General features: G+C 73.5%; 18 protein-coding genes and 1 pseudogene. 12 read left to right on the forward strand and 7 right to left on the reverse strand.

Going from position 1 to position 21,643, the window contains the following annotated elements; all coding sequences use genetic code 11:
• Positions 1-42 precede the first annotated feature (42 nt).
• The 4 genes from AB0I60_RS18760 to AB0I60_RS18775 all read left to right on the forward strand — a co-directional run bounded on the left by AB0I60_RS18760 (position 43) and on the right by AB0I60_RS18775 (position 4,558).
• A complete protein-coding gene (locus AB0I60_RS18760) occupies positions 43-918 on the forward strand; it encodes an XRE family transcriptional regulator (protein ID WP_360731425.1) in 876 nt (291 codons plus the stop codon).
• 171 nt (positions 919-1,089) lie between these two features.
• Positions 1,090-2,664, forward strand: a complete 1,575-nt coding sequence (locus tag AB0I60_RS18765) for a hypothetical protein (protein ID WP_360731427.1) — start codon at positions 1,090-1,092, stop codon at positions 2,662-2,664.
• A gap of 149 nt (positions 2,665-2,813) precedes the next feature.
• Positions 2,814-3,188 (forward strand): helix-turn-helix transcriptional regulator, encoded by a 375-nt coding sequence (locus AB0I60_RS18770; RefSeq protein ID WP_360731428.1) that lies wholly within the window; start codon positions 2,814-2,816, stop codon positions 3,186-3,188.
• Positions 3,185-4,558 carry a permease prefix domain 1-containing protein gene (locus AB0I60_RS18775; RefSeq protein ID WP_360731430.1) on the forward strand — a complete coding sequence of 458 codons (1,374 nt, stop codon included), beginning with the start codon at positions 3,185-3,187 and terminating at the stop codon, positions 4,556-4,558. Before AB0I60_RS18770 ends, AB0I60_RS18775 begins: the two co-directional genes overlap by 4 nt.
• A gap of 65 nt (positions 4,559-4,623) precedes the next feature.
• On the opposite strand, the gene AB0I60_RS18780 is transcribed toward AB0I60_RS18775, so the two are convergent.
• A complete protein-coding gene (locus tag AB0I60_RS18780) occupies positions 4,624-5,316 on the reverse strand; it encodes an NAD-dependent protein deacetylase of SIR2 family (RefSeq protein ID WP_360731432.1) in 693 nt (230 codons plus the stop codon).
• 121 nt (positions 5,317-5,437) lie between these two features.
• On the opposite strand from AB0I60_RS18780, the gene AB0I60_RS18785 reads away from it, so the two are divergent.
• Both AB0I60_RS18785 and AB0I60_RS18790 read left to right on the forward strand, forming a co-directional pair.
• Complete coding sequence (locus tag AB0I60_RS18785; RefSeq protein ID WP_360731433.1) at positions 5,438-6,718, forward strand: cytochrome P450; 1,281 nt, start codon at positions 5,438-5,440, stop codon at positions 6,716-6,718.
• A 274-nt stretch (positions 6,719-6,992) separates the two neighbouring features.
• The gene (locus tag AB0I60_RS18790; RefSeq protein ID WP_360731435.1) at positions 6,993-8,606 is read left to right on the forward strand and encodes a S8 family serine peptidase; all 1,614 of its coding nucleotides are present in this window, start codon (positions 6,993-6,995) and stop codon (positions 8,604-8,606) included.
• A 90-nt stretch (positions 8,607-8,696) separates the two neighbouring features.
• On the opposite strand, the gene AB0I60_RS18795 is transcribed toward AB0I60_RS18790, so the two are convergent.
• The gene (locus AB0I60_RS18795; protein WP_360731437.1) at positions 8,697-9,515 is read right to left on the reverse strand and encodes a tyrosinase family protein; all 819 of its coding nucleotides are present in this window, start codon (positions 9,513-9,515) and stop codon (positions 8,697-8,699) included.
• A gap of 25 nt (positions 9,516-9,540) precedes the next feature.
• Complete coding sequence (locus tag AB0I60_RS18800) at positions 9,541-9,990, reverse strand: tyrosinase family oxidase copper chaperone (RefSeq protein ID WP_360731438.1); 450 nt, start codon at positions 9,988-9,990, stop codon at positions 9,541-9,543.
• A gap of 901 nt (positions 9,991-10,891) precedes the next feature.
• Between AB0I60_RS18800 and AB0I60_RS18805 the strand changes: the two genes are divergently transcribed.
• The 4 genes and pseudogenes from AB0I60_RS18805 to AB0I60_RS18820 all read left to right on the forward strand — a co-directional run.
• A complete protein-coding gene (locus AB0I60_RS18805) occupies positions 10,892-11,266 on the forward strand; it encodes a hypothetical protein (RefSeq protein ID WP_360731440.1) in 375 nt (124 codons plus the stop codon).
• An 83-nt stretch (positions 11,267-11,349) separates the two neighbouring features.
• Positions 11,350-11,733, forward strand: coding sequence for a hypothetical protein (locus AB0I60_RS18810; protein ID WP_360731441.1), 384 nt, complete (start codon positions 11,350-11,352; stop codon positions 11,731-11,733).
• Positions 11,734-11,910: 177 nt separating this feature from the next.
• On the forward strand, positions 11,911-12,903 hold the full coding sequence (locus AB0I60_RS18815; protein ID WP_360731865.1) for a glutathione S-transferase C-terminal domain-containing protein: 993 nt from the start codon (positions 11,911-11,913) through the stop codon (positions 12,901-12,903).
• A gap of 229 nt (positions 12,904-13,132) precedes the next feature.
• A pseudogene (locus tag AB0I60_RS18820) lies at positions 13,133-13,372 on the forward strand (transposase); the annotation flags it as partial.
• A gap of 99 nt (positions 13,373-13,471) precedes the next feature.
• Here AB0I60_RS18820 and AB0I60_RS18825 read toward each other — a convergent pair.
• Both AB0I60_RS18825 and AB0I60_RS18830 read right to left on the reverse strand, forming a co-directional pair.
• Positions 13,472-16,453: a BTAD domain-containing putative transcriptional regulator gene (locus AB0I60_RS18825; protein WP_360731443.1), complete on the reverse strand. Its 2,982-nt coding sequence runs from the start codon at positions 16,451-16,453 to the stop codon at positions 13,472-13,474.
• Between the two features lie 191 nt (positions 16,454-16,644).
• A complete protein-coding gene (locus tag AB0I60_RS18830) occupies positions 16,645-17,034 on the reverse strand; it encodes a hypothetical protein (RefSeq protein WP_360731445.1) in 390 nt (129 codons plus the stop codon).
• A gap of 87 nt (positions 17,035-17,121) precedes the next feature.
• Between AB0I60_RS18830 and AB0I60_RS18835 the strand changes: the two genes are divergently transcribed.
• Positions 17,122-17,514, forward strand: a complete 393-nt coding sequence (locus AB0I60_RS18835; RefSeq protein WP_360731447.1) for a hypothetical protein — start codon at positions 17,122-17,124, stop codon at positions 17,512-17,514.
• Between the two features lie 37 nt (positions 17,515-17,551).
• Here the strand turns inward: AB0I60_RS18835 and AB0I60_RS18840 are convergent, their stop codons facing one another.
• Together AB0I60_RS18840 and AB0I60_RS18845 are read right to left on the reverse strand one after the other, a co-directional pair.
• Positions 17,552-18,709: a hypothetical protein gene (locus AB0I60_RS18840; RefSeq protein WP_360731449.1), complete on the reverse strand. Its 1,158-nt coding sequence runs from the start codon at positions 18,707-18,709 to the stop codon at positions 17,552-17,554.
• A 114-nt stretch (positions 18,710-18,823) separates the two neighbouring features.
• The gene (locus AB0I60_RS18845; protein ID WP_360731450.1) at positions 18,824-20,371 is read right to left on the reverse strand and encodes an oxygenase MpaB family protein; all 1,548 of its coding nucleotides are present in this window, start codon (positions 20,369-20,371) and stop codon (positions 18,824-18,826) included.
• 307 nt (positions 20,372-20,678) lie between these two features.
• Between AB0I60_RS18845 and AB0I60_RS18850 the strand changes: the two genes are divergently transcribed.
• Positions 20,679-21,524: a siderophore-interacting protein gene (locus tag AB0I60_RS18850; protein WP_360731452.1), complete on the forward strand. Its 846-nt coding sequence runs from the start codon at positions 20,679-20,681 to the stop codon at positions 21,522-21,524.
• The last annotated feature ends 119 nt before the right edge of the window (positions 21,525-21,643 follow it).

A 21,643-nucleotide genomic window follows, 5' to 3' on the forward strand; every position in this document is an offset into this window, starting at 1 on the left:
GTGGACCGTGGCGCAGCACGGACCGGAAGGCGGGTGGCGGTGGTGGACGACGGGTCCGGGCGGCGTGGGCGGGGCGGTGCGTTCGCCGAGGCGCTGGACGGCGGGATCGCGGCCTGCGGGCTCACGCTCGACCGGGTGCGGCACCGGTTGGCGGAGCGGGGCGTGGACGTCAGCAACGCCACGCTCAGCTACTGGCGGCGCGGTCTGCGGCGGCCGGAGGGTGCCGGGTCGCTGCGGGCCGTCCAGACCCTGGAGCGGGTGCTGGGCCTGCCGCCGGCGTCGCTGATCACCCTGCTCGGGCCGCCGAGGCCGCGCGGGCGGTGGCTCGTCCGGCCGGAGGCGCCCCAGGTCGCGGAACTGGCGCGGCTGCTGGACGACCCGGCCGAGGGCCGGTGCGAGGTGGTGTCGGCGCACGACGTGTTCACCGTCGCCGGGGACCGCAGCGAGCGCGGCGTGCGGTCGCGGCTGGTGCTGCGCGGGGTGCGCGGGCGGGTCGGCCGGTACCTGGTGCGCTACCAGGCCGACGGGCCGGGGAGCGCGCCCGCGCTGCTCGCCGCGCACTTCTGCCGGGTCGGGCGGGTGGTCGGCGACCCGGGCAGCGGGCTGGTGGTGGCGGAACTGCTGCTGGACCGGCCGCTGACCGCCGGGCGGCACGCGGTGGTCGAGTACGAGATGTGCGCGCCCGCCGGACCGGCCGTGGAGGTGTACTACCGGCGGCTGGCCGGCCCGGTCGCCGAGTACAGCCAGATCGTGCGTTTCGAGGGCGACCCGCCGATGTGGTGCGGCACGTTCCGGAAAGCCGATTTCGCCTCTCCCGAGCACGACGCGGAACAGGCCCAGGTCGGCCCGTCCGGCACCACGTGCCTGGTTGCGTTCGACGAGCGGCCCGGGGTCGTCGGCACCCGCTGGCGCTGGTGAACGCAGTTTTTCACAGGATTGACCCGCTGCGCCCGGAAAGCGGCGACCCGTTTTCACACAATGCGCCGCCCCTCCGGGCGGCCGTTGCCCCGGTCAGTGCGCGGGGTTCATCCTTTCCGTCGTCACAGCGCCGTGACGACTTCCGCGAAAGGCCCCTGCATGATTTTCCGGTTGAACTCCGCGATGTGCGCGGTCGTCCTCGCCTCCGCGACGGTCCTCGCCGCGCAGTCGCCGGCCTCCGCCGCCGACTGCACCCTCACCGCCGACGCGCCGCACGCCGACCGGCGGTCGTGCGTCGACACCTCCGTCTCGCTCGACCGCCTCCCGGCGGTGGGCGAGTCCGCCACGGTCACGGTCACCGTCCGCTCGGAGGTGCCGGTGGCCGCCGCCGACCTGGCCGTCCGCATCCCGCCTGCCCTGCGCCTGACCGACCCCGCCGGCCTGTCCGCGCCCCGGTCCGCCGGCCTGGCCCAGCGGTCCGGGCTGCGGTTCGCCCTGCCGGCGGCCGGGCGGGCGTTCACCTTCGGCGTCACCGCCGTCGCACCCGGTCCCGCCCAGGTCGAGGCCGAGGTCACGCCCGTGGTCGACCGCGCCCGGCCCGCCCGGTCCTCGGTCGCGGTGACGGTGGGCGACCGGTCGGGCTCCACCCGCCCCGGCGTCGCCGGCGCGGACTCGGCCGCCGTCGCGCGCACCGGCCAGACGACGGCCGCCGCCACCGCCGGTCGCATCTGCGCGAAGGGCGTCTTCACGCACACCGATGACGACGGCACGTGGCAGGCCGTGCGCAACGCGCGGGTCGACGTCCAGGGCCGGGCCACCGCCAACGGCGCGATCGCCACCTACGCCACGGGCCTCACCAGCGCCGGCGACGGCTCCTTCTCGCTGTGCTTCACCCGGGCCACAGCCCTGGCGCAGGTGTGGGTCCGCTTCACCGCCGACTCGGGGCTCTGGCAGGTTCGCCCGTTCCGCACCACCGCCGCCTACAACACGACCACCGCCGTGAAGGCGTCGGTCGCGTCCGGGTCCACTGTGGACTTCGGCCACGTCGCGCCCGCCGACATCCACATGCGCGGCTGGCACGCCTTCGACACCGTGACCCGGATGTGGGGCATCAAGGGCCCCGGCCCGTGCTGGACGTCCAACCAGACGTCCGGCTGCCGGAAGCTGTCGATCTGGTGGGAAGCCGGTCACGAGGTGGGCGCGCACTGGGACAACCAGGTCCCGGTTCCCGACCGGCACGTCGAGCTGTCCGACGCCGACCCGGACTCGGAGCACCTGGTGGTGCACGAGTCGGCGCACGGCCTGATGGACATGCTCTACGACGGCGAGTGGCCGGTCAGCGACTGCCCCGACCCGCACCTGATCAACCGGCGCACCGGCACCACCTGCGCGTGGACCGAGGGTTTCGCCAACGCGGTGGCCGGCCACGCGATGGGCGACGGCAGGTTCGTCTTCGTCGGCGGCGTCTCGGTCGACCTGATGAACACCAGGCCGTTCGACCCGGGGCAGCCGAACTCGGCCACCAACCTGCAGGACGGCGACCAGGTCGAAGCCCGGGTGGCGGGTGCGCTGATCACGTTGTGGCGCAAGGTGGACGGCGGCGCGCGCCCGACGTTCGACAGCATGGTCGGGACGCGCTCGAAGAGCTTCCGCGACTGGTTCGCGGTGGCCCGCCCGGCGGCCGGGCTGGACGTGTCGGCCAGGACCCGCGACCTGGTCCGCGCGCACACCATCGACTACCGCTGACCCCGGTCCCCGGCGGGCGCCCCACCCGCCCGCCGGGGACCGGGCTTCCTCCCGTGGCGTGGCGGCAGGTCCCGGGGCCTGCTTGCGCGCCGTTGATACCTAGAACTACTATGCCTCACGGTTCTAGGTATTCAGTGGAGAGGTGGCTGGTGAAAGTCACGAAGGATCTGGTGGCCGCCTCGGCGACGCCGATGGTGCTGGGCATCCTCGCCGAGGGGGACAGCTACGGCTACGCCATCCTCAGGCGGATCAACGAGCTGTCCGGCGGTGAGCTGGACTGGACCGAGGGGCTGCTCTACCCGCTGCTGCACCGGCTGGAGCGGCTCGGGCACGTCGAGTCGAGCTGGCAGTCGGTCGCGGGGGAGCGGCGGCGCAAGTACTACCGCATCACGCCCGGCGGGCTCGCCGAGCTGGCCGAGCAGCGCCGCCAGTGGGCCACCGTGGTCGACGCGCTCAAGGAGATCTGGCCCGGGTCCGGCGACGCCCGGCCGTTCAGCGCGATCCCGGCGGGAGGTCTCGCATGACGGCGTCCGAGGGGAAGGACGGGTTGGAGGCGCAGTTCGCCCAGTGGCGCGACTACGTGCAGCGCCGGCCGGAGCTGCGGCGGACCGACGCCGACGAGCTGGAGGACCACCTCCGGGGCTCGGTCGACGAGCTGGTCGCGGCGGGCCTGCACACCGACGAGGCGTTCCTGGTCGCGGTCAAGCGGATGGGCAGCCTGGACGACCTGTCCCGCGAGTTCGCCCGGGAGCACTCGGAACGGCTGTGGAAGCAGCTCGTGCTGACCGGCGACGGGGACGGCCCGGCAGCCGGCACCCGGTCGCGCCGCGACCTGTTCGCCATGGTGGCGTTCGCGGTCGGCGCGGCGGTGACGATCAAGGTGCCGGAGCTGTTCGGGCTGCGCTTGGAGGACGACCCCGCCTTCTACGCGCCGAACGCCGCCGTGCTGGCGCTGCCGTGGCTGGCGGCGTTCCTGGCCTGGCGGCGGCGGGCCGGCCGGGCGCTGATCGGCGTGCTGGTGGGCCTGTTCGCGCTCGGCGCGGTGGCGGCCAACGCCTACCCGCTCGGGGACGACTCGCAGTCGCTCGTCCTGACCAGCATCCACCTGCCGATCGCGCTGTGGTTCGCGGTGGGCGTGGCCTACGTGTCCGATGACGTGCGCTCACCGCGCCGCCGCATGGACTTCGTCCGGTTCACCGGCGAGTGGTTCGTCTACTACGTGCTGATCGCCCTCGGCGGGATCGTCCTGATCGCGTTCACGGTCGGGACGTTCAAGGCCATCGGGATCACGTCGGACACGTTCGTGTCGCAGTGGCTGGTGCCCTGCGGTGCGGCGGCGGCGGTCGTGGTGGCCGGGTGGCTCGTGGAGGCCAAGCAGAGCGTCGTGGAGAACATCGCCCCGGTGCTGACCCGGCTGTTCACGCCGCTGTTCACGGCCGTGCTGCTGGCGTTCCTGGTCGCCTACGCGGTGGCCGGCGACCGCATCGACGTCGAGCGCGAGGCGCTGATCCTGTTCGACCTGCTGCTGGCGCTGGTGCTGGCGCTGCTGCTCTACTCGATCTCCGCGCGCGACCCGCTGGGTCCGCCCGTGCTGTTCGACCGGTTGCAGCTCGCGCTGGTGGTCAGCGCGCTGGCCATCGACGTGCTGGTGCTGTGGCAGATCGTCGGGCGGATCACCGAGTTCGGCACCACGCCGAACAAGGCGGCGGCGCTCGGGGAGAACGTGCTGCTGCTGCTGAACCTGGCGTGGTCGGCGTGGCTGGTGTTCCGCCTGGTCGGCCGGCGCGCGCCGTTCGCGGCGCTGGAGCGGTGGCAGATCAACTACCTGCCGGTGTTCGCCGGCTGGGCGTGGGTCGTCGTGCTGCTGTTCCCGCCCGTGTTCGGCTACCTCTGACCGGTGCCCCACCGTCCCGGGCCCGACCGCGCACCTGTGCCGGTCGGGTCGGAGACGGCGGGGAGTCACCGACCGGGCGCGACACCGGGCAGGCCGGGACGTGCCGGGCCGATGCCGACCAGGTACGGCCGCAGCAGGCGGGCGACCTCCGGGTCCGGGCGGCCGAGCGACTCCTCCTCCGCGACGCGGCGGGCGATGCCGGCGACGAAGTCGGCGACCTGGACGCGGTGGTCGGCGCGCGAGTCGAGCAGGGTCAGCTCGCGCAGGCCGGGGGCGGCGCGGCGCAGGTGCGCGATGCGGTGGGGCGTCAACGTCGGGTGGAAGTCGTGGCGCACCACCACGTCGTCGCCCCAGTGGCGCACCGCCCGGACGATCGCCGGGAACAGCGGGTCGAGGCTGCCGTGCGGACCTCGGGCGCGCAGCGCGTCGTTGTGCGGCTCCAACGGGCCGGCCGGCGTGTGGCCGAGGCGGTCGAGCAGCAGCGCGCGCTTGTCCACCAGTTGCACGTAGGCGTTGCCCAGCACCGGCCCGTCCGGGCCGAGCAGCCACAGCAGGGCCGGGCGGTGCTTGGGGCGCAGCAGGTGGTTGGCCTTGTACTCCCGGGCCGGCGACCGGATGCGGTCGCGCAGCTCGGCCAGGCACGCGGCGGCGTCCGCCGCGCCGATGCGGACCGACGCGTGGGCGAACACGGCGGTGACGCCGCCGACGAGCTTCTCGCCTTCGGACCCCGACTCGTCGCACACGATCTCCACCGCCATCCCGCGCCAAGCCATCCCGCGCGGACCGGCGCGGCCAGGCGGTTCCGGCCCCGACCGTCTCGTGGCCGGCCGACTACGGTGCGTTAGAGTCGCGGCGTCCCGGACCGAGCAGGAGACCGCCTTGGACACCGCACCGCCCGGCACCGCCGTCCCCGAGCTCGACCCCGCGCACGTCGCGCGGTGGCAGGACTCCGGTGGCGAGCTGATCGACCTGCTCACCGCCGCGCACCGGCTCGGCGGCGTCAGCGGGTTCCGGCTCGGCGGCCGGATGACGGTCCTGGTCACCGCGCCCGAGGCGGTGCACCACGTGCTCGCCCGGCACCCGGACCGGTACGTCAAGCGGTCGCACCGGCTCAAGGCCGTGCTCGGCGACGGGATGATCGCCGCGAGCGGCGAGCGCTGGCGCACCCAGCGGCGGGTGATGCAGGCGCAGTTCACCGGACCGGGCGTGCGCCGGTACGACGGGCTGATGCGGGCCGCCGTCGCCGAGGTGGCCGACCGGTGGGCGGACAGCGCCCGGACCGGGCAGCCGCGCGACCTCGGCGCCGACATGCGGCACTTCTCGCTCGACGTCATCTGGCGGTCGATGACCGGCCGCCCGCTGGACGAGACCACGCACCGGGAGTTCCTGGCCGCCGGGCGGGCCGTCGCCGCGCTGCCCGCCTTCGCCCCCGCCACCGGCACCGGCCCGCCCGACATCACCGCCGAGGTCGCCCGGATCGACGCGGTGGCCGCACGTGCCATCGCCGCCGCCCGCGACTGGCCCGGCCCGAGCCTGCTGCACGTGCTGCTCGCGGCGGAGCGCGAGCTGCCCGAGTACACCGAGCGCCTCGTGCGCGACGAGCTGGTCACGCTGCTGGCCGCCGGTTACGAGACCACCGCCACCACGTTGAGCTGGCTCTTCCTGCTGCTGCACCGCAACCCCGGCGCGCGCGACCGCGTGCTGGCCCACCCGCCGGGGTCGGCGGGGCGCACGGCCGCGATCCGCGCCGTCGTCGACGAGACCCTGCGGCTCTACCCGGCCGCGTGGATCATGCCGCGCTACGCCGCCGAGGACGACGTGCTCGCCGGGTACCGGATCGAGGCGGACACCCCGGTGCTCACCAGCCCCTACCTGACCCACCGCGACGAGGCCGCGTGGCCCGAGCCGGAGCGCTTCCGCCCGGACCGGTTCGCCGAGGGCGCACCCCGGCCGGCGGCGGGCGCGTACTACCCGTTCGGGATCGGGCCCAGGACGTGCCTGGGCATCCAGTTCGGGCTGCGGGAGATGGTGCTGCTCCTGGAGACCCTGCTGCCCGCGTTCGAGGTCGTCCCGCACACCGACCCGCAGCCGACCTTCGGCGTCACCGTGCGCCCGGACGGCCCGATCACCGCCACCGTCACCGCCGCGCCCACGACCTGAGCAGGACTTCCCGCCGCCGCAACGCAAAGCCCCCGCCCGCGCCGCGGGTTCGGTAACGCGTAGCCCCCGGTCCCGGTCCGGGCAACCCGGCGTCCACCTGGCGCTGGACATCCACGCCGATCTGCGCTGAAGTGGGAGCACTGGGGCATTTCGGGGGATTTCCACGGGGGACCGGGTTCGCGCACCGCCTGACGGGCGGTGTGGTTCCGCGCGCGTCGGCGCGGGTCCCGCGTGGGTGTCGCCCGTCCTCACCGGACGAGGAGGGGGCAACTCTGTGAGCAGGAAATCGTTGGCACTGCTGACCACCGCGCTCGTGGTGGCCGCCGGGAGCGCCGCGCTGTCCGCGCCGCTCGCCGTCGCGGCGCCCGGGGGCAAGGGCGCGGTGATCGAGGTGAAGCTGGCCGCCGGGGTCGGCGTCGCCGCCGTGCGGGACGTGCTCGGCGACCGCGAGGTGGCCGCCGTCAGACCGCTGTTCTCCCGGCTGGACGAGCGCCTCGCCGCGCTGCGCCCGGTCGGGGCCAAGTCCTCGGCACCCGGGCTGGAGCGGTGGCACCGGGTCCAGCTCGCGCCCGGCGTGGACGCCCGCGCCGCCGCACGGGAACTGGCCGCCCGGGACGACGTCGAGGCCGCCCACCCGCAGCCGGAGGGCAGCGACCCGACCACGCCGAACTTCACCGGCCAGCAGGGCTACTCCGACGCGGTGGGCAGCAGCGGCATCGACGCCGACTACGCGCACACCGTCACCGGCGGCAAGGGCGGCAACGTCAAGGTCGTCGACTTGGAGCGGAACTGGAACCCGCAGCACGAGGACCTGGCCAAGCTGCGGCTGCCCGGCGCGCTGATCGCCAACGGCACGCCGGACTTCGTGCCGAGCAGCATCGACCACGGCACGGCGGTGGCCGGTGTGATCGGGGCCGACGCCAACACGTTCGGCGTCACCGGCCTGGTCCCGGACGCGGGCCTGCACTACACCAACGTGGTCAACTACGAGAACGGCTACGACCTGGCCAACGCGATCCTCACGGCGGGCGCGGGCGTCGGCGTCGGCGACGTCCTGCTGATCGAGCAGCACGTCTACTACTGCAACGACTACGCGCCCATGGAGGTCTGGGACTCGGTGTACGACGCGATCGTCACCGTGGTCCAGTCCGGGCGGCACGTCGTGGAGGCCGGCGGCAACGGCAACCAGAACCTGAACGACCCGTGCTTCGGCGCGCGCTTCCCGGCCGACAAGCCGGACTCGGGCGCGATCATCGTCGGCGCGGGCGCGGCACCGGGCTGCACCGGCACGCCGAGGTCGAAGCTGGGCTTCTCCAACTACGGCACCCGCGTCGACCTCCAGGGCTGGGGCGAGTGCGTGGCCACCACCGGCTACGGCGACCTGCACGGCACCGGCGCGAACGACAAGTACACCGCGTACTTCTCCGGCACGTCGAGCGCGTCGCCGGTCGTGGCGTCCGCGCTGGCGTCGCTGCTCAGCGTCGCCGAGGCCAACGGCGAGACGCTCTCACCGGCCGAGGCCCGGGAGATCCTGATCGCCACCGGCACGGCGCAGAGCGGCACCCAGCACATCGGGCCGCTGCCGAACCTGTACACGGCGGTCGGCAACTACCTGGCGAACGTGAACTTCCCGGAGCGCGTCGCCTACCCGGGTCCGAGGACGGCGACCCGGTGGGTGCCGACCAGCCTGGCGGTCCAGGCGTGGGACGGCGACGACGACCCGCTGACGTTCTGGGCGACCGGCCTGCCGCCGGGCCTGAGCCTGGCGACGGGCACGGGCGTGATCTCGGGTACGCCGACCACCGCCGGCACCTACACCACCACGGTGTACGCCAGCGACAGCTACACCGGTCCGGCCCAGACGACCTTCACCTGGACCGTGTCCTGATCCCGTCCACAAAGGACTGACTGACGGTGCCGCCCCCGCGATCACGGTGATCGCGGGGGCGGTTCGGTCAGCGGGCGACGCCGCCGGCCGTCACTGGTAGGTGTAGAGCGCGCTGTGGCTGAGCATGTCGTTCGGCGTGGTGGTCCACGGGCTCATCGCCTCGTTGAGGTCGACCACGTTCGCCGTCCCCGAGGTGGGCAGGTACGTGCTGCCGGGGTGCTGCGCCTGCCACTGCGACCACAGGCGGTCGACGTTGCAGTGGTGCAGCCAGAACACCGGGTCGTTCGGCGAGCCGAAGCCCGCCATGGTCCCGCTGACCCAGTTGTGCACCCGGTTGTGCAGGTTCGGGCCCCGGAATCCCTCCAGGTAGTTGCGGAAGCTGTTCAGCGAGGTGCTGTTCCACGGCGAGGTGTCGTAGGTCGTCAGCGCCAGGACGGTCGTCACCTCGCTCGCCGTGGGCAGCACCAGGCCGCCGGAGCCGAGGTTGCGGCGCAGGTAGTTGGCCGAGTCGCTGCGCACGGTCAGCGTCCACTGGCCCGTGGCCTGGGCGAACGGGCCGGCGTTGACCCGCCAGTTCGTCGCCGAGGTGCCGTTGGGGCCCATGAAGTCGTTGGCCCACAACGTGGAGGTGCTGCCGGCGGTGGTCCAGTCCCAGTACGGGATGGAGACCGTCGGGTCGACCGCCTGCAACGCCTGCTCGAACTCGATCAGGTAGCGCCGGTGCCACGGCAGGAAGGACGGCGACCGGTGCCCGATGCGCAGCCCCCAGTCGCTGTCGCCGTTCGCGCGGGTGATGTGCTGCTGCACGAACTGGTCGTAGGTGCCGTTCTGCTTGAGCGCGAGCAGCGCGTTGACGAAGTTCGCCCGCTCGGTCGCGGTCAGGTTCTGCTGGTTCTTGCGGATGCCCATGATCTCCCCCTGTCCGATCGCCGGATCAATGCCCGTGGTGGGCCGGTGACGATTCCGGCCGCAGGTCGCCGAGCGTGTCGACGGCCCGCTGGGTCGCGGAGCGGAGGGAGTCGAAGGACTCGTAGTGGTTCACCGAGGTCGTGTAGGTGTCGTCGCCGTTGCGCATGATGTGCAGCGGGTCGCCGTCGACGGAGGCTTCGGTGCGCGGGTTGTCGCCGCTCTTGATGGCCCACCCCTTGATCCGGCGCCCCTTGTAGAGCTCGTCGAACTCCTCCAGCCCCAAGGCCTGCGCGCTGGAGCCCAACCCGATGAGACCGGCCGCCGCGGCCACGGCGACGCCGCCGCCGACCAGACCGCCGACCAGGAATCTCCTGCGGCCCATCACCTTGTCGTTCTCGTCCTCGCGGACATGCATGTTCCAGCCACCCGTCTGTTCGGTGAACGCGACGCGAACAATCCCCAGTGCGCGCTCCACCGGCTCCCGGGAGCGTCGCTGACCAAACGCTATCAGCGGACTTTCATGTGAAAAGAGCCGCCAAACAGACGATTTGTCGTCGGTTAAGTGTTAAACCGGTCGCAGTGGCCTTGCGGGGTCATGGTCCGCAGTCGCCGGCACTCGACCCGCCACCGGCAGAACTGCATTACCGAATCGTCTCCCGCTGTTCGCGGTCTCTTTCCTCGAAAGAATGGCCGTCCGTGCTCGCGGCAGTCCGTGACCTGGCTCCGGTAGAATGCCCCGCCACGAATCGCGGCATCGGAACCAACAGGTTCGGGAACGTCCGGGTATCGTTGTGGGGTGACCCGGGTCGTCCTTTCGGCCGATTCACCTGGGGTGGGCTCCGCACCTGGCCGTGCGGAACGGGTGCGAACACCGCCTCCGGTCCGGCCGGTGTGCCGACGGGCCTGGTGAAGCCAGTGGCCAGGGGGTTCACCAGGCTCCGGCGGGATGGGCCGGGCGGTGGTCCGAACCGATTTCGGCGGGGCGTGGGTCCGGATCGCGGGAAGAGCGGCGGTGCGTGGTGGCCGCGATCGTCGGGCGGTGACCTCGCCAATTCGCAAACGGGGTGCCGGAGGGCTCCGTCCGGCCGTCCGTTCGGGTTGCGACGAAAAGGGCAACCGGTACTGCGACCGCTGTTGCGGAATACTCCGCCAGGACCCGGGCAATTCTGTTACCGACCTGCGTGACGCAGCTCACATATGCCGGGTCGCAGGGACTGTCACCAGGGCATTCGAGCGCACGCCAGGGCTGATTCCGCAGCACTTGTTTCACAGTCGACGACAATGCGTCTCCAGCTCCCGGTAATCCGCTGTTAACGTCGTTCCGGTGCTGTTCGACCGCACCTGTCCGGTCGAACCCGACATTGTGGAGAGTCGACATGACGAAGCTCGCGCGTGTTCTGGGCACCGTGGCGGTCGCGGCTGCGGCCACCGTGGTGCTCGCCGGGGGTAGCGCGCAAGCCACCCCCAACACCGTCCACCTCTACACCGGCACCGAGGCGCTCTGCGAGAAAATCGGCGACGGTGGCGTCGCCAACGACGTGTTCGACACCTACGAGTGCAAGAGCGGCTTCGGCGGCTACAGCACGCTGGTCGACCCGACCAGCAGCATGTTGGCCAACGCCCCCGTCTTCACCGACTCCGAAGAGGTCTGCGAGACGGTCGGTGCCAACGGCCTGGCCAACGGTGCGTGGAGCACCTACGGGTGCCAGCTCGGCATCGTCGGCTACACCCTGTTCGTCGACCGCTGGTGAGACCGGTGGCGTTCCGCGCGTCCGGGACGCCACCCCGCCCGTCCATCCGGAATCGCACCTTGAGAGATGTGGAAGGAACCGACATGAACCGACGAGCGCGATCGCTCGCGGCCCTCTTCGCGGGTCTCGCCGCCGCCTTCACGGTCACGGCGGGCACCGCCCAGGCGGCCCCGGACCCCGACGTCTTCATCCTCTCGGCACCCCAGGGGCCGTGTCAGGCGGCCGGGGACAACGGCGTGAACGGCGGCGTCTTCGCCGACTACGACTGCAACCCCATCCTGGTGAACTACGGCCTGTTCGTCGAGCCGACCTACGGTTCGTTCGACGACGTCTACATCGCCACCCTCGTGGACGAGCCCGCGTGCGAGGCCGTCGGCGACAACGGCGTGAACGAGGGCGTCTGGTCGGACTACCAGTGCGTCGTCGGCACGGTGCCCTCCGGCTACCTGCTGCTGGTCAGCAACTGACCGGCTGACCGCGACGAGCCACCGGCCGCCCGCCCGGCACCCCGGGCGGGCGGCTGCGGTGTGCTGCCCGCCACCCCGCCCGCCGGTCGTGCTGCGGACCGGCCGGAACCTCGTAGGCTCAGCGGTGTGAGCGAGTCGAGCGAGCACCCCGAGCACAGCAAGGGCGGGACGTATTCGGTGAAGGGCAAGGAGTTCACCCGGGACTCCCGGTACATCACCACCCGCATCACCGAGGACGGCCGGGACGGCTTCCCGGTCGAGCCGGGCCGGTACCGGCTGGTCGCCGCGCGGGCCTGCCCGTGGGCGAACCGGTCGATCATCGTGCGCCGGCTGCTGGGGCTGGAGGACGCCCTGTCGCTGGGGCTGCCCGGCCCGACGCACGACGCCCGGTCGTGGACCTTCGACCTCGACCCCGGTGGTCGCGACCCGGTGCTGGGCGTCGAGCGCCTCCAGGAGTCGTACTTCAAGCGCGACCCGGACTACCCGCGCGGCATCACGGTGCCCGCGATCGTCGACACCACCACCGGGGCGGTGGTGACCAACGACTTCGCGCAGATCACCCTCGACCTGTCCACGCAGTGGCGGGCGCTGCACCGCGAGGGGGCGCCGGACCTGCTGCCCGCCGCGCACCGCGACGAGATCGACGAGGTGAACCGGCGGGTCTTCACCGAGGTCAACAACGGCGTCTACCGGTGCGGTTTCGCGGGCAGCCAGGAGTCCTACGACGAGGCGTACGACCGGCTGTGGACCGCCCTGGACTGGCTGGAGGAGCGCCTGGCCGACCGCCGCTACCTCGTCGGCGACACGATCACCGAGGCGGACGTCCGGCTGTTCACCACGCTGGTGCGCTTCGACCCGGTCTACCACGGGCACTTCAAGTGCAACCGCAACAAGCTCACCGAGCAGCCGAACCTGTGGGCCTACGCCCGCGACCTGTTCCAGACACCGGGTTTCGGCGACACGGTCGACTTCGCCCAGATCAAGGAGCACTACTACGTGGTGCACGCCGACATCAACCCGAGCCGGATCGTGCCCAAGGGCCCGGACCTGTCGGGCTGGGTGACCCCGCACGGCCGCGAGGCGCTGGGCGGCAGGCCCTTCGGCGACGGCACCCCGCCGGGACCGGTGCGGGAGGGCGAGCGCGTCGACCCCGCCCACACCCCGGGGTGAGCATCCCCCTCCGTTGCCTTCTCGCAGTTCCTGATCAAGGAGCTGTGGTCGCCGGGTCCGGCATGACTTCCTCCGCCGGTCGAACGCCTGATCCGGGGGTGGTGTCACCGGACCCGGTGACATCGAGGGAACGCTGACAGGGAGACGGCCGCCCGCCGGGCAGGTCTCGTCAGAACGTGGGTGCCGACCGTCGACGCCTGCCGGCGGCCACCCGAGACGAACGATCCGCATGGTGGATGAGCAGCGGTTTCGGCGTTTCCTGGGCCTGGACCCGGCCGGCGAGCGCCTGCACGACGGCCCGCTGCCCCACAGCGAACCCAGGCTGCGCCGCATCGCCGACCTCTGCCCGGGACGCGCCAAGACCGACGCCCGGGACGCGTTCGTCAACGCCGACGCGGCCCGCTCGCTGCCGCACACGCTGCGCCGGGTCGACCCCGACGACGACGCCCTGGCCGAAGTCGACGTGCTCGCCGCGTTCGCCGCCCTCGCCGACATCGAGCCCGAAGCCGCTTGACAACCGGTTGGGGACCCCCGCGCCGGGCCTGGTAGGACCCTGCGCGGGGGGCGCTCAGCTCTCGCTGAGGGCCGGGGTCTCGTGCGCCTCGCGGCACCCGTGCCGGGTGAAGATCTCCCGTGCCTCCTCCGCGCCGTCGTCGCCCAGCGCCGCCAGGTCGCGCAGCGTGCGGGCCCGCCAGACCGGCAGGCCCAGGGCGTCCCACCACTTGAGCGCCTGCTCCAGGTACTGCCGGGCGGGCTCCGCGCGACCGGCGGCCGACTCCAGTTCGCCCAGCGTGCGCAGCACCAGCGCCTGGCCGAAGTTGTCCTGCATCCCGACGCAGACCGCGAGGCATTCGAGCAGTTCGCTGCGCACGGCGTCGCCGCGGCCCTGTCGGATGCGCACCTTCGCCAGCGCCTGCACGGCGTAGGCGGACATCAGCCGGTCGCCGAGCCGGTGCAGCCGGGTCACCGAGGCGGAGATGTGCAGCGCGGCCTCGTCCAGCCGTCCGGCGGCGCGGTGCACGATGCCGAGCGTCCGCGACGCCATCGCCTCGTTGCGCAGGTCGCCGTCGCGCCGGTACGCGATCACGGCGCGCTCGCCGGCCTGTCGGGCGGCGTCGAGGTCGCCCTGTTCGGTGAGCACCCGGCCCAGTTCGTGCACGGCGTGCGCCATCAGGCCGGACCGGTCGAGTTCCCCCAGTTCGGCGATGGCGAGGTCGAGCGACGCGCGCGCCTCGGCGAGCTGCCCGCGCTCGCGCTGCACGGTGCTCAGCGCGACCCTCGTGCGGGCCGCGCCCATCGCGCCGGCACCGCCGCCGGCGGCTTCGTACACCCGCACCGCCTGCCGGTAGTAGTCGGCGGCCTCGTCGAAGCGGTCCTGCTCGTAGCGCAGCCACCCGAGCCCGTAGAGCATCCGCGCCTCGCCCGCGCGGTCACCGGTCCGGCGGGCCGCCGCGAGCGCGGCCGAGTGCGTGCGCCACCACTGCGCGAACAGGTTGCGCACCGAGAACTGGGACGAGCACAGCGCGGCGGCCAGGCGCGTCGCGGGCTCGACCAGGTCCAGCTCACCGAGCCGCTCGACCAGGCTGACCAGCATCGACAACTCGATCTCGAACCACGCCTCGGGATCGGTCAGCGCCTCGTCGTGGCCCTCGACGGGCCGGGCGTGCTCCAGCGGGTCCAGGCCCGCGTGCGGCATCCGGCTGCCGGCCGTGCGCACCAGGGCGAGGAAGTACTCGGCGACCCGCGCCGCGACCGAGCGGACCTCGTCGGCGCTCTCCTCGGCCTCGCCGCGCTCGTGGGCGAACGCCCGGGTGAGGTCGTGCACCTGGTAGCGCAGCACCCCGCGCCCGCTGCACGCCGCGAGGTCGACCAGTTGCGCGTCCACCAGGCGTTCCAGCACCTCCTCCGCCGTGTCGACGTCGGTGTCGAGCACGGTGGCGACCAGCCGGCCCGAGAACGACGACACGTCGAGCAGGCCCAGCCGGCGCAGCGCGGTCCGCTCCCGCTCGGCGAGGCCGTCGTAGCTCAGCGCCAGGCTGCCGCGCACCTCCAGGTCGCCGAGCGTCAGCTCGCGCAGCACCCGCCGCTTCACCCCGAGCCGCTCGACCAGCCGGGCCAGCGACCACTGCGGGCGGGCGGCGAGCCGGCCGCCCGCGATGCGCAGCGCCAGCGGCAGCCGCCCGCACAGCCGCACGATCTCGTCCGCGGCCTCCCGCTCGGCGGACACCCGCTCCGCCCCGATCACCCGGGTCAGCAGGTCGACCGCCTCGCCCGGCTCGAACACCGGCAGCTCCAGGTGCCGCGCGCCGTCCAGGGCGCTGAGCCGCTCCCGGCCGCTGATCAGCGCGGCGCACGCGCGCCCGCCCGGCAGCAGCGGCCGGACCTGCTGCTCGTCGGCGGCGTCGTCGAGGACCACCAGCACCCGCCGGTCGGCGAGCAGGCTGCGGTAGAGCTGCTCGCACTCGGCGAGGTCGGCGGGCACGGCGGTGTCCGGCACGCCCAGCGCGCGCAGGAACCCGGCCAGCACCTCGCCGGAGTCGGCGCGCACCGCCTGCACCCCGCGCAGCGACGCGTAGAGCTGGCCGTCCGGGAACGACTCGCGGACCTCGTGCGCGACGTGCATGGCGAGCGTGCTCTTGCCCGCGCCCGGCTTGCCGTACACCGTGCACAGCCGGGACGCCGTCGTCCCGTCCACCAGCAGCTCCCGGATCCGGTCCACCTCGTCGCGGCGACCGGTGAAGTCGGCGACGGCGAACGGGAGCTGGCTGGGCCGCTGGGTCGCGGCCGGCTCCTCGGGCTGGTCGGGCAGCGCGAGCGGCTCCTCGTCGGCGCGCAGGACCCGGTCGTGCACCGCGCGCAGCGCCGGCCCCGGCTCGACGCCGAGCTCGTCGCGCAGCAGCTCCCGCCCCTCGCGGTAGCACGCCAGCGCGTCGGCCTGCCGGCCGGTCTGGTGCAGCGCGAGCATCAGGTGCCCGCGCAGGCGTTCCCGCAGCGGGTGCTCGGCGACGGCCGCGCTCAGCTCGGCGACCAGGGCGTCGCCGCGCCCCATCGCCAGGTTGGCGTCGGCCCGGTCCTCCAGCGCGGCCACCCGCAGCTCCTCCAGCCGCGCGCGCTCGCCCTCCGCCCACGGGCCCTGCGCGCCGCCCAGCGCGGTGCCGCGCCACTGGGCCAGCGCCTCCTCGAAGCAGGCGGCGGCCTCCTCCAGCGCGCCGTCCGCCAGCGCCTTGCGGCCCGAGGCCACCTTGCGGTCGAACACGTGCAGGTCGACCTTGTCCAGGTGCACGCCGAGCAGGTAGCCGCCGCCCTGGCGGGAGATCAGCTCGGCCTGCCCGCAGGCCCTGCGCAACGTCGAGACGTAGGTGTGCACGGCGGCGCGCGTCCCGTCCGGCGGCTGCTCGCCCCACATCGCGTCGATCAGCCGCTCCACCGGCACGACGTTGCCCGCGTGCACCGCGAGCAGCGCCAACAAGGTGCGCGGCTTCGGGCCGCCGACCGGCACCGCCTTGCCTGCCACACTCGCCCCGACGGGGCCGAGCACGTGAAATCTCATCCATCCCCCTGTGCACCGATCTACGGCGGGGACGCTATTCAACACGGCTCACTTTTCGGTCACGCGGAATTCCGGCACGCGGCTACGGGCCTGACCGAGGGCCGGATGAGCGGGACGGGCCGCCGAGCGCGGTCGACGCAGCGGGAGGACCCGCCGGCGGGACGGGGCCGGGTGTGGGGACCGGCCGGGCGTCAGCCGTTCAGGGCGGCGCGGACCTTCGCGATCACCGCGGTCTCCACCTCGGCCACCACGCCATCGGCCGCCGCGACCTCGTGGCAGATCGCCTCGACGGCCGCCGGGAAGCCCTCGGCCTCGGCCGGTGCCTTCGCCGTGAGGATCTTCAACGACGTGCGCAGGGCTTCCAGCACCTGCTCCTCCAACTCGGCGTCCGAGACGGCCGACAGGTCCGGGCGGGAGGCGTGCAGCACGCCGCGCAGCTCCGGCGAGAGGGTGGTCAGGGCGCGCAGGCCGGCGTGGCGCTCCTCGATCACGGGGCCGGGGTCGGCGTGGGACACCAGCACCATCACGCCGAAGACGGCCTTGCGCAGGGTCCGGCTCTCGGCATCGGTGTAGAAAATCATGCGGCCAGCCTAGGAGACGCCCGCAGGCCGCTCCGCGGAGATCCACCGGAGCGGGAACGGATCGGTGGCGTCGGGTGTCCGACTCCCATGACCTACGACATCGCCGCGTTCGAATCGGCCGACACCGACGACGACGGGTGGGACGCCTGGTACGGCGACCAGCACGACTACTTCGACGCGCACCCCGACGCCGACGTCTCGGTGGTCTCGCCCCGGCTCCAGGCGTTCTACCGCGAGCTGGCGCTCACCGTCACGCCCGCCGACCGCCCGGAGGACGGGGACACCAGCGAGGAGTTCGACCAGTTGCTCAGCGACGACCCGATGCAGGCGATCTTCACGTTCAGCCCCCGGATCGTCTACGGCGAGCACTCGCACGGACAGGAGCGGTCGGCCATCGACCTGTGGCTCTCCCTCGCGCAGCGGCACGGGCTCGCGGTGGCGCTGATCGGCGAGTGCGACCTGCCGATCCACCGGTTCTGACCCGGCGGACCCGGGGCCGGAGTCCCGGGCCTGAGGGTCAGCGCCGCTCCCGCGCGGACAGGTAGGCGGCGCGGACCGCCAGGGTGCGCTCCACCTCGTCGAGGATCGGGGCGAAGAACTGCTTGCGGTGGTCCGCGTCGCTCATCGACGTGATGGCGAAGTACATGCTGCCGAACGCGGCGAACAGCGTCGCGTTGCGCAGCATGGCCGTCGGCAGGGCGGGCAGCACGGTCGAGTAGTTCGGCGGGGCCCCGATCCACTGCTCGGCGGTCTCCGGGGTCACCACCAGCAGACCCAGCACCAGGAAGAACGCGAACAGCGCGAGCCCGACCAGGGCCGCCTGCACGAGCTGGCGGGTGGCGAGCATCAGCAGCAGGGTGCGGTTCTGCCGGCCGTTGAGCGGTGTCGCGCGCAGCGGCCCGGTGAACGCGAGGTCGGCCAGCGGGGTGCCCCGGCACGCGGCGACCAGCCGGTCCGGGCCGAGGTCCTGCTCCACCCGGCCGACCTCGTCGCGCAGGCGCGCGGCTGCCGCCAGCACGGTGATCGCGCTGAACAGGACCACCACCAGGGTCAGCCGCCACCAGGCGAAGTTGTTCATGGCCTGCCACAGCTCGCCGGTGAAGAACAGGAACAGGGTGACGAACAGCATCGCCGGCAGCGCGCGGCCCAGCAGTTGCACGCTGTTGCGCAGGTCGTACACCACGTGCCGGACCGCGCGCCGCAGCAGCCGGCCCAGGCCGTAGGTGGTGGCCAGCAGGGTGGCGGCGAAGACGGCGGCGAAGAACAGCACGAACCCCGGCAGCCCCAGCGCCGCGCCGACCGGCGGCGTCACGGTGTCGTCCACCACCACCTGGAGCAGCGGGACGGCGACCGGCATCACCGCGTAGCCGACGAGGACCCAGGTCCGGGCGCGGCGGGAGAAGCGCGGCAGCCGGTGCACCAGCAGGCGCAGCGCGACCCAGGTGGCCACGGTCGCCCCGAGCACGACGGCGAGCAGGTACCAGCGCTGGGACCCGGCCGACTTGAGCGGCACCAGCCACGCCAGGCTCGCCAGGGTCACCAGGCCGAGGGCGGGCAGCATCCGGGGCAGCACGTGGCTGTCGAAGCCGTAGCCCTCGATCATGGTGGGCGTGCCCTCGCGCACGAACCAGCGCTCGGTGGCGCGCACGCGGGCGCGGTCGGACGTCGGCGACATGCGCCGATCATCCCCCGAACCCGACCGGCGGCCCCCGGCGTACCCGCCGGACGCCTTCAGCGAGGGGGACCGGTCGGCTGCTCCGCCCTGCGGAACGCAGTCGTCCGGTGCCGGTCAGGCGCGGCCCAGCAGGTAGCGGGCGGCGGCGAGGTCCTCGCGGCCGGTCAGGAAGCCGGTCAGCGCGGCCCGGAACTCCTCGGTGTACAGGGTGCCGTCGCCGTCGCGGTCCACCCCGCGCAGGGCGGCGACGATCTCGTGCCGCCGGGGGCTGTGGTCGAGCAGGCGGGCGTACTCGGTCGGGCTCACCTGGCCGTCGCCGTTGCGGTCGATCAGCCGGCAGATCACGTCGGCGACCCGGCCGCAGCCGTCGTCGGCACCGGGCGGGCCGGGGTAGCGGTCCTCGGCCAGGGCGGTCCGGTAGGCGGCCAGCGACACCGAGCCGTCCTCCGGGGTGCCGGTGGCCGCGAGCAGTTGCCGCCACCACGCCTCGAACGCGTCGTGCACCTCGCCCTCGTCGGCCTCGTCCAGGTCGAGGTGGGTGCTCAGCTCCCGCGCCATGCCCAGCAGGTCCGGCCACCGCACGACGCCGTCACCGCTCTGGTCGAGGATCGAGGTGAAGAACTCCTCGGGCGTCGTCTCGGGCCGCTGGGTGACCTCGCCGGTCGCCCTGATCGCGGCGGACGCGTACGGCATGTAGCGCCACGGCTTGGGCACCAGCGACAGCACCGTCCGCACGGCGTGGTGCACGCCCGCGACGACCAGCCCCGCGCCGGGCGCGGTGGTCAGCCGCAGCCGCTCCCGGTACACCTCGGGCAGGGTCGCCTGGGTCGCCTGGACGGCCGCCGAGACGATCACGTACCGCAGCGGCGACCACACCGCGTCGGGCAGCGGCAGCCCGCTCGGGGCGGGGATCCGGAAGATGCTGCCGGACAGCAGGTCCCGCACCGTCGCGTTGTCCTCCAGCACGTCGGCGACCATGTGGTCGAAGTACGCGCGGAACTCCTCCAGGGTCGCGGGCTGGTCGCCCTCGGCCAGCCCGAACAGCCGGCCCAGGGCGCACCACTCGGCGTAGAACCGCCGGGCCTCCTCGGGGTCGAGCGCGTCGCCGCCCAGCTCGTGCAGGGTGACGACGGCCTCGAACAGGGTGAGGTGCACCCACGCGCGGGCGGCGGTGTCGGACGCGGTGAACGGGCGGCCGTGCGGGTCGGTGCCGCGCATCCGGCGGTGCAGCCGCTCCAGCCGGGCCAGCTCGCGCTGCCGTTCGGTCGCGTTGCCGTAGACGTAGGTCTGGAGGCTCTCGACCGTGCGCAGGAACCGCCGCCACGGCCGGGCGTTGTAGACCGAGAACCGCTCGACGGCCGCGCCGATCTGGGGGTGGGCGGCCTGGAGGACCAGGGTCCGGTGGGCCACCAGCAGGTACCGCCACTGGCCGAGGCGGTCCCAGGTGGCCGAACCCGGCCCGGGGACCTCCGCCGCCGGACCGGGCGCGGCGGGCCCGGGTGCGTCGGCGGCTCCGGGCACTGCGGACTCGGTCGTCGCGGGTGCTGCGGCGGTGGGCGGGTCCGCCGTGGGAGCGCCGGGGGTCTGCGGCCCGGCCGGGGCGGGCACGTCCGGCGCGGTGGTCTCCCGGGGAGCGGGGACGGGGATCTCCTGGGTGGTCATGCGTACCTCCGTGCAGTCTCGGGTGGCCGCGAACGCCTCTGCCGGCACGGTCCGCGCACCCCGGAGGTCGAGCGCCCCACAAGATCGGGCTGAGCGCATCGTCGGGCGTCGGCGGAGTGAGCGACAAGCCCCCGACGGCGTGCACCGTCGTCACGCACAGCGACTCGGGAGTGGACGCGCAGATCGTCGGCCCCGTCTGCGTCATCACGCACGGTGCTCTCGAACGAGTGAGTAGGTTAGGCTAACCTTCATTATCGGGTGCCGTGATCTTGGCACGCCCAGGTCGACGAGAGGCGGGGTAGCGCGGATGTCTGTCACCACCGAGGTGGAGGTCGAGCCCTTCCGGCACTTCGACGCGGAGGTGCTCGCGGTCCGCCCGGTCGGGGCCAGCCTGGTGCGGGTCACGTTCGGCGGCGCGGGGTTGCGGGACATCACCACCAGCGGGCCCGACCAGCGGATCAAGGTGTTCCTGCCGCGCGCGGGCGAGGTCGTCCCGCACGTGCCCACGGGCCCGGACTGGTACGCCCGCTACCGCGAGCTGCCCGAGGCGGAGCGGCCGGTGATGCGCACCTACACGATCCGGCACGCCCGCGACGGCGAGGTCGACGTCGACTTCGTCCGGCACGGCGACGTCGGCCCCGCCTCGCGGTGGGCGGGCACCGCCGCCCCCGGCGACCGCGCCGTCCTGCTCGCGCCCGACCGGCGCTTCCCCGGCTACGCCCGCGGCGAGCGGGTGGGCGCGGACCACCTGCCGCCCGCCGGCACCGCCTGGCAGGTCGTCGTCGGCGACGAGACCGCGCTGCCGGCCATCTCCGCGATCGTCGAGTCGTTCCCCGCCGACACCGTCGCCCGCGTCTTCCTGGAGGTGCCCGCCGAGGGCGACCGGGCGGACTGGGCGCTGCCCCCCGGCGTGACGGTCACCTGGCTGGTGCGCGGCGGTTCGACCACGTCCGCCCTGGCGTCGGCGGTGCGCGCCGCCGCGCTGCCCGAAGGCCCCGGCTACGCCTGGCTCGCCGGGGAGTCCGGCCTGGTGCGCGAGCTGCGCCGGCACTTCGTCTCCGAGCGCGGCCTCGACCGCAAACGGGTCTACTTCTGCGGCTACTGGCGGCGCGGCAAGACCGAGGACGCGGCGTACGACTCCGCCGAGGACTGACACCGGCCCGGACGGCCCGACAGGGGGACGACAGCGCAGCCGTGGGCTCGACGCGGTAGAACCTGGGCCTGCCCGCGTACCAAGACCTGCCGGCGGTCGAGGCCGGGAAGTCCCTCGGC

Source organism: Actinosynnema sp. NPDC050436, assembly GCF_040655415.1.
In the GTDB taxonomy this organism is placed as follows: domain Bacteria; phylum Actinomycetota; class Actinomycetes; order Mycobacteriales; family Pseudonocardiaceae; genus Actinosynnema.

Coding starts and splice junctions, on each gene's coding strand:
- AB0I60_RS18775 (WP_360731430.1), top strand. CDS start 3,185: ATGACGGCGTCCGAGGGGAAGGACGGGTTGGAGGCGCAGTTCGCCCAG.
- AB0I60_RS18780 (WP_360731432.1), bottom strand. CDS start 5,316: ATGGCGGTGGAGATCGTGTGCGACGAGTCGGGGTCCGAAGGCGAGAAG.
- AB0I60_RS18795 (WP_360731437.1), bottom strand. CDS start 9,515: ATGGGCATCCGCAAGAACCAGCAGAACCTGACCGCGACCGAGCGGGCG.
- AB0I60_RS18805 (WP_360731440.1), top strand. CDS start 10,892: ATGACGAAGCTCGCGCGTGTTCTGGGCACCGTGGCGGTCGCGGCTGCG.
- AB0I60_RS18810 (WP_360731441.1), top strand. CDS start 11,350: ATGAACCGACGAGCGCGATCGCTCGCGGCCCTCTTCGCGGGTCTCGCC.
- AB0I60_RS18825 (WP_360731443.1), bottom strand. CDS start 16,453: ATGAGATTTCACGTGCTCGGCCCCGTCGGGGCGAGTGTGGCAGGCAAG.
- AB0I60_RS18830 (WP_360731445.1), bottom strand. CDS start 17,034: ATGATTTTCTACACCGATGCCGAGAGCCGGACCCTGCGCAAGGCCGTC.
- AB0I60_RS18835 (WP_360731447.1), top strand. CDS start 17,122: ATGACCTACGACATCGCCGCGTTCGAATCGGCCGACACCGACGACGAC.
- AB0I60_RS18840 (WP_360731449.1), bottom strand. CDS start 18,709: ATGTCGCCGACGTCCGACCGCGCCCGCGTGCGCGCCACCGAGCGCTGG.
- AB0I60_RS18845 (WP_360731450.1), bottom strand. CDS start 20,371: ATGACCACCCAGGAGATCCCCGTCCCCGCTCCCCGGGAGACCACCGCG.
- AB0I60_RS18850 (WP_360731452.1), top strand. CDS start 20,679: ATGTCTGTCACCACCGAGGTGGAGGTCGAGCCCTTCCGGCACTTCGAC.